This window comes from Hyphomonas sp. UBA3601, assembly GCF_002375605.1.
In the GTDB taxonomy this organism is placed as follows: domain Bacteria; phylum Pseudomonadota; class Alphaproteobacteria; order Caulobacterales; family Hyphomonadaceae; genus Hyphomonas.
This window is the reverse complement of record NZ_DFME01000129.1, coordinates 1-9,856: the sequence shown is the minus strand read 5'-3', so window position 1 is coordinate 9,856 and position 9,856 is coordinate 1. Positions and strand designations below refer to the sequence as shown.

The window sequence follows — 9,856 nt, the reverse complement described above, 5'->3', positions numbered from 1 at the left end:
CAGCGCGGGCAAGCCGGGCGATATGCGATCGTCTGACTGCGCCGAAACCCGGCCTGGCTCAAGGAGTTGTGGACGAGATCTGCTTCCCCGATGGCCAGATTGGTGAACGCTTTCCGCTCTTTCTTGCCCGGCAGATAGGGGCAAGGGCTCGGATTGGTCACGTAGAACCGAAGCGAGCGCTCGAGCCCCGGGGGCAGGATCTGGGAGTCAGTGAACTTCATAAGTGCGACGATACACTTACAAATCGAACCGCCAAGGGGCGAATATGGTAAAGACGACCCAAAGTATGATCACCAACGGCCCGCCGAACTTCATGAAGTCCCCGAACTTGTAGTGCCCGGGACCCATGACCAGCATGTTGGTCTGGTACGCAATCGGCGTCGCGAAGCAGCAATTGGCGCCATAAATAACCGCCAGCAGGAAGGGTAACGGGTCTTCGACCTTCAGCTCCGCGGCGGCTGACAAGGCGATTGGCGAAAACAGGATGGCTGTCGCCGCATTGGACAGGAGATTGGTCAGCAAGGCGACCGCGAGAAAGATCGCCGACAGGACGGCCAGCGTGCCATAGGGCGAAGCCAGATTGACGACCGAATGGGCGATCAGGTCAGCCGCGCCGGTCTTTTCCAGGGCCATGCCCATGGCCAGCGCCGCACCAATCACGAGAAAAATGCGCAGATCGAGTGCCCGGCTGGCTTGGCGTGTGTTCAGGCAGCCCGCGATCAGCATGGCGACGGCGGCCAGAACGGATGCGTGCAGGATCGACACAAAGCCCGTCGCCGCGAGGATCACCATGGAGATGGCAATCACGCGCGCTGCCAGCGCTTTGGTCGTGAGCGGGATTTCGGTTTGGGACCATTCCAGAAGGATCAGATCGCGGCTTGAGCGCAGCTCACGAAACGCTTCGACCGGGCCACACAAAAGCAGCGTATCACCGGATTCCAGCCGGATTTCGCCAAGCTTCGTCCGAATCATTCGGCTGCGGCGCTGGATACCAAGCGTCACGGCGCGGGTCAGGCGGCGAAAGCCGAGCATTTCGACCGTCCGGCCCACCATGCGCGAGCCGGGGGCGATGACGGCCTCGGTGAGGGCCAGCGAGCCGGGGCGCGAGAAATCCTCAAGGTCAGCGCCTGACGCCTGCCAGACCTGCTGCAGGAAATCCGGTTGGCGCGCCAGCACGTTCTGGAGCGCGGCGCGTGTCGCGGCAATGATGACCAGATCTCCAACTTGCAGGCTGATATCCTCATAGGGCGGCAGGATCGCCCGTTCGCCACGCTGGATCATGCGGACGGTCATGTCGGGCAGGTCAGCGAACATGCCTGCGACTGGCTTCTTGCCAAGCAGGAAATGGCCATGTGTCACTTCGATCTGAGCGACGAATTGTTTGCCGGAGGGCTGGACGATGTCATCGGAAAGACCGCGCCGGTTCGGCAAAAGGAATTTGGAAAAGATCAGGATGTAGAGCAGGCCGGCGGCCGCAAGGATCAGGCCCATAGGGGTCTGGTCGAAGAAACCGAGTTGCTGGCCGGTGATCCGGTCATAGGATTCGGCCGCCAGCAGGTTTGTCGATGTACCGATCAGCGTGGTCATGCCGGCGAAGATCGACGCAAAGCTAAGCGGCATCATCAGGCGCGACTGCGGCGCGTTCATACGCATGGCGATGGCGGTCATCACGGGCAGGAACATGATGACGATGGGCGTGTTGTTGACGAATGCGCTGGTCACGAAGACCGCAAGGAAGGCCAGAATCAGAGTTGAGACGGGCCGCTTGTCATATCCCGCGAGCAAGGCCTTGGTCGGCCCTTCCAGCGCTCCGGTCTGGAACAGTCCCTGGCCGACCACGAGCAATGCCATGATGGTGATGAGGGCCGGGTTGCCAAAGCCTGACAACAGGTCTGCCGCGCTGATGGCTTCGCCGTCGACCCCGCGTGCACCGGGAATGATGAAAACCAGCAGCAGGGCTGCCATCACGCAAACCGACACGAACTCCATCGACCACCGGTCGAGCATGTAGAACGTGATCGCGGCGCAGACGATGGCGAGGCTCGCCCACATCGGCCAAGTTTGGACGAATTCAGATAGCATTACGGCTCCGGTTCATCAGCACGCCCCGACACGTCGCCAGAACGACTAGCCGTCAGAATGTAGCAATATGCTTATCCGGCGATTGGCTGACAAGTGCGGTTCACCCGGATTGAGAGGTCTGGTGTCGGCCAACCCTGTTACGGCGCGTACACGATCAGTGGAAACGCCTGCCGAGACGAGGATGCGCCGCGCAGCATTCGCGCGCTCCGAAGAGATGTCCCAATTGGTGCGATTCGCGTCCAGCGAGGGAAATGCGTCCGTGTGGCCCTCAATGGTGATTGGCCCTGCAAGGCCAGAAATGGCCTGGCCAAGCTGAAGGGTCAGCGCTTCGCCCGCTTCGGTCAGGGCGCCGCTTTCGCTGGCAAACAAGGGGCGGGCATCGGTATCAACCAGGTTGAGACGAATGCCGTCTGGTGCCTGAATCAGTTGCAGATTGTTTCCGGCGGCCGCGAGCGACTCGTCTGTTCGCAGCGTCTCGTAAAGGCGAAACGTCTCGGACTGGCGAATTTCCACCAGCGGACCGTTTGCGGCGGCCGTGTCTTTGCCTGTGAAGTAGTCGGCGATCATGCTCCGCGAATCCGGGGAGACGCCACTGACCAGCCAGAGCATAAGGAAAAAGGCCATCAGCGCGGTCAGGAAGTCGGCATAAGCCATCTTCCATGTCCCCATCTTGCGACGGGGCGCAGCGGGCCTTCTGCCCGGAAAGCGTTGCGTATGAGTGGTGGCAATCGCCATGCGCTTCGTGTTCCTTCATTCTGACAGGAACCCGGTTTGTAGCAGGGCTTGGTTTATGGGCGTTGAGAACAAAGGGTGTGATTTCCCTGAAATTCAATCTAATTGGGTCCGCAGGACACACGGAGATCTGGCATGGCGAAAACGGCGTTTCTTGGCTTGGGGGTGATGGGCTTCCATATGGCGGGGCATCTGGCGGCCAAGGGCCATCAAGTGACTGTCTGGAACCGGACAGAGGCCAAGAGCCTGGATTGGACCGCCCAGCACAAGGGCGAGGTCGCAAAGGACCCGGCGGCCGCAGCTTTCGGCGCTGAATATGTTTTCCTGTGCCTGGGCGATGATCCGGATGTTCGTGCCGTCTTCGACCAGTTGGAGCCCAGCCTCGGCGCGGGCATGATCGTGGTAGACCATACAACGGCGTCAGCGGATCTTGCGCGCGAACTGGATGAGCGCTGCCGTATGAAGGGCGCGCGCTTTCTGGATGCGCCGATCAGCGGCGGCGAGGCCGGTGCGGTCAATGGCAAGCTGACCATCATGTGTGGCGGCGAAGAGAAGGCATTCAATTCTGCCGAACCGGTGATGGCGGCCTACGGCAAGAATATGACGCTGATCGGTGAGAGTGGCGCGGGCCAGCTGGCCAAATCGGTCAACCAGATATGTATTGCTGGCATCGTCCAGGGCTTGTCGGAGGGCCTGCACTTTGCCGAGAAGGCCGGGCTCGACGCGGAGAAAGTGATCGCAGCGATTAGCGGCGGGGCCGCCCAGAGCTGGCAAATGGAGAACCGCTGGAAAACAATGGTCGAAGGCCACTTCGAACACGGCTTCGCGGTCGATTGGATGCGCAAGGATTTGCGTATCACTTTGGAAGCCGCGCGGGAGAATGGGGCGAGCCTGCCGCTGACGGCGACGGTCGACCAGTATTACGCAGATGTTCAGGCCATGGGTGGCCAGCGCTGGGACACGTCCAGCCTGATCGCACGCTTGAATCGCGGGTAGATAATCATGCGCCTGTTGGAAGTTCACCTGCCGAATGACGAACGCTACGATACCGTAATCCGGGCGGTGAAAGCGGCCGACCCGATCGATTATTATGTTCAGGATACTGAGCGCAAGGATCGCAAGCTGATCTCTGTCTTCATGCGGGAAGGCAGTGGCCAGTCACTGATCGACAATATCCAGACCGCGCTGGATACGTGCGATGATTTCCGGATCACCGTGCTTCCGGTGGAGGCGACTGCGCCAAACATTGAAGAGGCGACGGACCAGAAGGCCGACAAACGGGTTCAGGCGACGCGGGAAGAGATCTATTCCGATGTCTCCACGGGCGCGCGGCTGGACCGGGATTTCATCATCATGGTCGTGCTGTCGACCATTGTGGCGGCGATTGGCCTGAACTCTGACGGCATCGCCGCTGTGATCGGCGCCATGGTGATCGCGCCTCTGTTGGGGCCTGTACTTGGCTTTTCGATGGGCGCTGCGCTGGGCGATTTCAAACTGCTGAAGCGGGCCTCGATCACGCTGGGGTCCGGAATCGCGATCGCGCTTGTCTGTGCATGGCTATTGTCGTTTGTCCTCCAGATTGACCTGCAAAGCCGGGAGCTGATGTCACGCGCTGAAGTGCGTCTGGACGGGCTGGCTCTTGCCATGGCGGCTGGTGGTGCGGCGGCCCTGTCCCTGACGCGCGGGCAGGCCTCGGCTTTGGTCGGCGTGATGGTCGCCGCTGCCTTGCTGCCGCCGGGTGCGGCGCTGGGTCTTTTTGTGGGAGCAGGTCACTGGACTTTGGCATTGCGGGCAGGCTTGCTCCTGTCTCTGAATGTGGTGGCCCTGGTTCTGGCGGCCTTGATCGTGTTCCGGCTGCGGAAGATCCGGCCGCGTGCCTGGATAGACCAGAAGAATGCCGACCGGGCCGTGTGGATCAATGCGGGACTTTCGATCCTGCTGCTGGCCGCTGCCACCGCATTGATCCTTTGGCTGGACCTTGGCGCTGAGGTGTCGGTCGGCTAGGCTCGTCCGGTCAGGGAGGGGCACATGGCCAAATCGGACAACAAGACCAAGCCGACCCCAGTTTCGCCAGCGGAATTCGTCGCGGCGGTCGAGCATCCCACGCGCCGCGCTGATGGCGAAAAATTGCTGGGCTGGTTCGAGGAAGTCACGGGCTATACACCCCGGATGTGGGGACCGAGCCTGGTGGGGTATGGCCGATATCATTACAAGTATGACAGCGGTCGCGAAGGCGACATGCTGATCACGGGATTCTCGCCGCGCAAAGCCAATCTCGTCCTGTATATCATGCCGGGATATCGCGATATGAGCGACAAGCTCGCCCGGCTGGGCAAGCACAAGGTCGGCAAGAGCTGTCTTTACATCAACAAGCTCGCTGACGTCGACATGGAGGTTCTGCGCGAGATCGTCGAGGATGGATTCTCTTACATGAAAGAGAATTACGATACGTGGCCGGAATAATCTGGCTGTATCTAACGGGAATGTGATCGGAACTGCCAGCGGGGCGGGTCGTTTAACTTGTGAAAGCAAGATTGGAGATCCCCCTGCATGACCGACCTTCTCAAGACGATCAACCCGGCCACCGGCGAGACGCTGAAGACCTATCCCCGCATGAGTGATGACGAGATGGCGCTCGCTATCGAGCAGTGCCAAGCTGCCTACCAAGACTGGCGCCAGCGCAGTCTCGAAGACCGCGCGAAAGTCATCAAGGCCATCGGCGATGAGTTGCGCAAGCATGTCGATGACTATGCCGAGCTTATGACCAAGGAGATGGGAAAGCTCTATCGCGATGGGCAGGAAGAAGTGAAACTGTGCGCCGGGATTTGCGACTATACTGCTGAGCAGGGCCCGAAAGAGCTGGCCAGTGAAGAACGCGATATCATGTCGGGTCGCAAAGGCATTGTGACCTATTCCCCGATTGGCATCGTCTATGGCATCCAGCCTTGGAACTTCCCACTCTATCAGGCGATCCGCTATTCCATCTCCAACCTAATGGCGGGCAACGGTGTTCTGCTGAAGCACGCTGAGACCTGTACGGGCAGTGGATTGATGCTGCGCGATATTTATGAAGCCGCAGGCCTGCCGAAACATCTCTTCACCGTTCTGTTGATCTCGCATGACCAGTCCGATGCCGTGATCGAGAATGACCTTGTACGCGGTGTGACCCTGACCGGCAGTGACGGCGCCGGCCGCGTGGTGGGTGAGAAAGCCGGCAAGGCACTGAAGAAGACTGTGCTGGAGCTTGGCTCGAACGACGCTTATCTGGTGCTGGAAGATGCCGATGTGGACCTCGCCGTCGAGACATGCGTGAAAGGGCGCCTGTTCAACAATGGCGAAACTTGCGTGAACGCCAAGCGCTTCATTGTGACTGAGGAAGTCTATGATGAGTTCACCGAGAAATTCGTGAAGGCAATGGCGGACATCAAGCTCGGCGACCCGTTTGCCGAAGACAGTGATCTGGGGCCAATGGCCCGCGCTGACCTGCGTGAAACTCTGCATGACCAGGTCAAGGACAGTGTTGAAAAAGGCGCGACCATTCGCTGTGGCGGTGAAATCCCTGACATGCAGGGCGCCTATTATCCCTCGACCGTGTTGACCGATGTGGCGCCGGGCCAGCCCGCCTATGACGACGAATTGTTCGGTCCCGTGGCTTCGGTGATCCGCGCCAAGGATGATGACGATGCGATGCGGATTGCCAATGACAGCCGGTATGGCCTTGGCGGCGGCATTTTCTCGCGCAATGAAGACCGCGCGATTGAGCTGGCCTGTAATCATTTCGACACCGGCATGGTGAGGATCAACGGGTTTGGCATTGCCGCTCCAAACATGCCGTTTGGGGGCGTGAAGGATTCCGGATTTGGCCGGGAACATGGCGGCTTTGGCATGAAGGAATTCGTCAACGTCAAAGCAGTTTTCGTATACTGATCAATGTACTGGCCCGGCACGCCGCCGGGCCATTTGCTGCTCGGCGGGTTTACATATGCCTCAGAAGCCCTAGGTATGGCCTCAGTTCAACGGAGCACCCGTGCGCGCGACGCGGCCTCTGAAATTCCACCCACCACGATTGGAGCGAGACCATGACGCAAGTGAAAACGGGCGATACCGTACACATCCATTACACCGGCACCCTCAATGACGGCACCACATTCGACAGTTCAGAAGGGCGCGAGCCGCTGACATTCGAAGTCGGATCCGGCCAAATCATACCTGGCCTCGACTCTGCCATTCCGGGCATGACCGTTGGCGACAAGAAGACCGTTAATGTAGCGTGTGATGACGCCTATGGTCAGATGAACCCGGCCATGCGCCAGGATGTGCCTCGCGCAGATATTCCGGCGGAGATTCCGCTGGAAGTTGGCTCACGCCTTCAGATGCAGACCCAGGACGGGCAAGTGATCCCTGTGACAGTGGCTGCCGTTGAAGAGGAATCTGTAACGCTGGACGCCAACCATCCATTGGCCGGCGAAGACCTGACCTTCAACATCGAACTGGTAAAGATCGGCGAAGCTGCCTAATTTCTTCCGAGTTTTCGAATTCAAAGCGGCGGGTACCCAGAGTGGGTGTCCGCCGTTTTTCGTTTCAGGCAACAGGAATGGCCGGCGAGGAGGTGGCCTTCCGGTTGGGTCGATTTGAATTTGGTCAGGTCATCCGTATCAGGATGTGTCGGGAGCAACAGATGAGGTTCCTGAGATGGTGACGGCTTTCGCCTGTGTCACCGCTGCCGCACAGCATTTTGCGAGCGGGACCAGGCCCGTGACGAGATTTTCGGGCAGATCGCTCCAGCGTAACGGGCGCTCCCATGCCGGGATCACCGGCGCGGTGTATTGATAGCGCTGTGGGTTGGGCGCATCCGCCATCGCCGTTATGTAGATGTTGCCGAAGCGGTCAATGCGCAGCAGCACAGTGCGCCCGGTCTCCTCCTGCCAGGCTTCGAGCCGGCGCAGATTCAGCCAGAGCCAGGGCCAGAAGAGTGGCCAGACAAAGGCATAATAGCGGGCGTGACGCGGGTCTGTCATGACGTGCATTATAGGCCGAGCACGGAGGGGTGGGATAAAGTTTTTTGATCGCCAGCAATTTCAAGGGTTTGTGCGGCTGGTTTGGGGGATAGCAGGAGCCTTGGACGGGCACAGGGAATGTCAGAAAACCCCCATCTCGATCCCTGCGCCGAGGGCAGCCCCAAGCTCGCGGCATTTGGCGAGGTCTTCTTCGGGCATCGTCTTTTCCGCGAGGATTTCCGCTTCCGTCTGGGCGTGCGTGCAGATGATCAGGGGTGGTTGGACCTGTTTCAGCCGCCATCCGGTGGCAATGCGGGCCGCCTGACGCGCTGCATTCTCGCCATCCGAACCGGCGCAGATCATCAGGCCATAGGGCCGGCCTTCGATCTTGCCGAGGACGGGATAGTAGCAGCGGTCGAAGAATTCCTTCATTTCGCCCGACAAGGCCGCGAGGTTTTCCGGCGCTGCGAAGAGATAACCCTCAGCGGTCAGCAGGTCTTCTGGGCCGGTGTCTTCCGCCCGCTTCAGCAATGTGTCGGTTTCGTCGCGTGCAGCGCCTGCGGCGGCCTCGGCCATCTGGCGCGTGCCGCCGGTGCGGGAATGATAGATGATGAGAAGCTTGGTCATGCCCCTACATTCCAAGCGTTGCGCTGTGGGGCAAGGGGCATGAGGCCAGGAACAAAGGGGCCGGTGCGGGAGGGGGACCGCACCGGCCAGGTCAAGGCGGCGGGTTAGCCGGCCTTGTGCCATTCAAATTTTGCGAATGGCGCATCCACCGGCGTCTGCGCCAGATGATTGGTGTAGTTCGAGATGGTCTTCTGGGAGACGCCCAGCACGACTTCGAGGATCTGGCGCTGGGTGTAGCCCGCATCGAGAAAAGCCTGCACGGCGGCGTCATCGACATTGCCGCGATTGCGCACGACGCTGAGCGTGAAGGTGCGGAGCGCTTCGAGCTTGTCGCTTGGCAGGGGCGTTTCGTTGCGCAGGGCATCAGTAATGTCTTGGCTGACACCCATGCTGCCCGCGATGGCGGTGTGGGCCGGGACACAATAGTGGCAGTTATGCTCGACATTGATGGCCTGCCAGACAACGGTCAGCTCATCCTTGTCGAAGCTGGATGCCTGGAACAGATCACCCAGTTCCTTGTAGGCTTTCAGCAGGCCCGGTGCCTCGGCCATGACGGCGTAGAGGTTCGGGACGATGCCCATGCTTTTCTTGGCGCCAGCGAGGATCTCGCGGCTTTCTGCGGGGGCGGTGTCTTCGGTGTGGCGAGTAAATTCGGTCATCCGGGGGGGCTCCTTGCATTGGATGATTGTGTGCCCGTTCGTCGGGGCCCACCTCATCTGGGAGGCCGCGCTGTGAAACCAAGATCTTTTTTGAGCGATCACTCAAATGTGAGCGGAAAGGCGAGACAAGACCGGTTTGCGGCCCTATCTTGAGAACATGACACGTATGCCTGCCTATGATCGTGATGCCGCGCTGGAAGCCGCCATTCGCCTGTTCTGGGCGAAGGGCTATCATGCGACCTCGCTCAAGGATCTCGAAAACGCCCTGAATATGCGGCCGGGTAGCATCTATGCCGCGTTCAAGAGCAAGCAGGCCCTGTTCCTTGCGGCGATGGAGCGATACTTCGAGAAGATGCAAGCCGGGTTTCGCGCGCACATGGCAGAGGCAGCTTCGCCTCTGCATGGCCTGACCAGCTTTCTGCGCGCCTATGCAGAGGATGGATCCAGCGTGCGGGTGCATGCCTGCCTGCTACTCAAGACATTGCTGGAGGCGACAACGACGGATTCCGAGATTGCCGATCCTGCGCGAGACTATCTGGACTGGATGAAGGGCGAGTTCGAAGCGGGGTTCTCCGCTGCGCGGGCCGTAGGCGAATTTCCGGACGCGGCAGACACCGCGCGTCTGGCACGACGATACCAAGCGGCACTGACATCATTGCAGGTCGAGTTACAACGAGGTCTGTCCGGCGAAGAGTTGGCCGGGTTTGTCGAGGATTTGGTAGAGCCGTTCGATCGGCTGGCGGAAGAGACCGCCAGCTA

Annotated in this window: 11 protein-coding genes and 1 pseudogene; 6 read left to right on the top strand and 6 right to left on the bottom strand. The window is 59.9% G+C overall.

The window, feature by feature from the left end:
* The 3 genes and pseudogenes from B4F73_RS14795 to B4F73_RS14785 form a co-directional block, all read right to left on the bottom strand.
* Nucleotides 1–221, bottom strand: a pseudogene (locus tag B4F73_RS14795) (arginyltransferase); the annotation flags it as partial.
* A gap of 16 nt (nt 222–237) precedes the next feature.
* Nucleotides 238–2,082: an SLC13 family permease gene (locus B4F73_RS14790; protein WP_034813979.1), complete on the bottom strand. Its 1,845-nt coding sequence runs from the start codon at nt 2,080–2,082 to the stop codon at nt 238–240.
* 45 nt (nt 2,083–2,127) lie between these two features.
* Nucleotides 2,128–2,817 (bottom strand): flagellar motor protein MotB, encoded by a 690-nt coding sequence (locus B4F73_RS14785; RefSeq protein ID WP_290483638.1) that lies wholly within the window; start codon nt 2,815–2,817, stop codon nt 2,128–2,130.
* Nucleotides 2,818–2,949: 132 nt separating this feature from the next.
* Here B4F73_RS14785 and B4F73_RS14780 point away from each other — a divergent pair, with 132 nt between their 5' ends.
* The 5 genes from B4F73_RS14780 (at nt 2,950) to B4F73_RS14760 (ending at nt 7,331) form a co-directional block, all read left to right on the top strand.
* On the top strand, nt 2,950–3,810 hold the full coding sequence (locus B4F73_RS14780) for an NAD(P)-dependent oxidoreductase (protein ID WP_290483637.1): 861 nt from the start codon (nt 2,950–2,952) through the stop codon (nt 3,808–3,810).
* 6 nt (nt 3,811–3,816) lie between these two features.
* On the top strand, nt 3,817–4,818 hold the full coding sequence (locus B4F73_RS14775; RefSeq protein ID WP_206992649.1) for a TIGR00341 family protein: 1,002 nt from the start codon (nt 3,817–3,819) through the stop codon (nt 4,816–4,818).
* A 24-nt stretch (nt 4,819–4,842) separates the two neighbouring features.
* Nucleotides 4,843–5,277 (top strand): DUF1801 domain-containing protein, encoded by a 435-nt coding sequence (locus tag B4F73_RS14770; protein WP_290478989.1) that lies wholly within the window; start codon nt 4,843–4,845, stop codon nt 5,275–5,277.
* Nucleotides 5,278–5,364: 87 nt separating this feature from the next.
* On the top strand, nt 5,365–6,741 hold the full coding sequence (locus B4F73_RS14765; RefSeq protein ID WP_290483636.1) for an NAD-dependent succinate-semialdehyde dehydrogenase: 1,377 nt from the start codon (nt 5,365–5,367) through the stop codon (nt 6,739–6,741).
* Between the two features lie 152 nt (nt 6,742–6,893).
* On the top strand, nt 6,894–7,331 hold the full coding sequence (locus tag B4F73_RS14760) for an FKBP-type peptidyl-prolyl cis-trans isomerase (RefSeq protein WP_034813971.1): 438 nt from the start codon (nt 6,894–6,896) through the stop codon (nt 7,329–7,331).
* Between the two features lie 138 nt (nt 7,332–7,469).
* Here B4F73_RS14760 and B4F73_RS14755 read toward each other — a convergent pair whose 3' ends face one another.
* From B4F73_RS14755 to B4F73_RS14745, 3 genes are all read right to left on the bottom strand, one after another.
* Nucleotides 7,470–7,832: a hypothetical protein gene (locus tag B4F73_RS14755; RefSeq protein ID WP_290478987.1), complete on the bottom strand. Its 363-nt coding sequence runs from the start codon at nt 7,830–7,832 to the stop codon at nt 7,470–7,472.
* Between the two features lie 120 nt (nt 7,833–7,952).
* On the bottom strand, nt 7,953–8,438 hold the full coding sequence (locus B4F73_RS14750; RefSeq protein ID WP_290483635.1) for a flavodoxin family protein: 486 nt from the start codon (nt 8,436–8,438) through the stop codon (nt 7,953–7,955).
* A 104-nt stretch (nt 8,439–8,542) separates the two neighbouring features.
* On the bottom strand, nt 8,543–9,097 hold the full coding sequence (locus tag B4F73_RS14745; RefSeq protein WP_206992654.1) for a carboxymuconolactone decarboxylase family protein: 555 nt from the start codon (nt 9,095–9,097) through the stop codon (nt 8,543–8,545).
* Nucleotides 9,098–9,254: 157 nt separating this feature from the next.
* Between B4F73_RS14745 and B4F73_RS14740 the strand changes: the two genes are divergently transcribed.
* On the top strand, nt 9,255–9,856 hold a 602-nt coding region (locus B4F73_RS14740), incomplete at its 3' end, for a TetR/AcrR family transcriptional regulator (protein WP_290483634.1).

Coding starts and splice junctions, on each gene's coding strand:
- B4F73_RS14760 (WP_034813971.1), top strand. CDS start 6,894: ATGACGCAAGTGAAAACGGGCGATACCGTACACATCCATTACACCGGC.
- B4F73_RS14785 (WP_290483638.1), bottom strand. CDS start 2,817: ATGGCGATTGCCACCACTCATACGCAACGCTTTCCGGGCAGAAGGCCC.
- B4F73_RS14790 (WP_034813979.1), bottom strand. CDS start 2,082: ATGCTATCTGAATTCGTCCAAACTTGGCCGATGTGGGCGAGCCTCGCC.
- B4F73_RS14770 (WP_290478989.1), top strand. CDS start 4,843: ATGGCCAAATCGGACAACAAGACCAAGCCGACCCCAGTTTCGCCAGCG.
- B4F73_RS14750 (WP_290483635.1), bottom strand. CDS start 8,438: ATGACCAAGCTTCTCATCATCTATCATTCCCGCACCGGCGGCACGCGC.
- B4F73_RS14745 (WP_206992654.1), bottom strand. CDS start 9,097: ATGACCGAATTTACTCGCCACACCGAAGACACCGCCCCCGCAGAAAGC.
- B4F73_RS14765 (WP_290483636.1), top strand. CDS start 5,365: ATGACCGACCTTCTCAAGACGATCAACCCGGCCACCGGCGAGACGCTG.
- B4F73_RS14755 (WP_290478987.1), bottom strand. CDS start 7,832: ATGACAGACCCGCGTCACGCCCGCTATTATGCCTTTGTCTGGCCACTC.
- B4F73_RS14775 (WP_206992649.1), top strand. CDS start 3,817: ATGCGCCTGTTGGAAGTTCACCTGCCGAATGACGAACGCTACGATACC.
- B4F73_RS14780 (WP_290483637.1), top strand. CDS start 2,950: ATGGCGAAAACGGCGTTTCTTGGCTTGGGGGTGATGGGCTTCCATATG.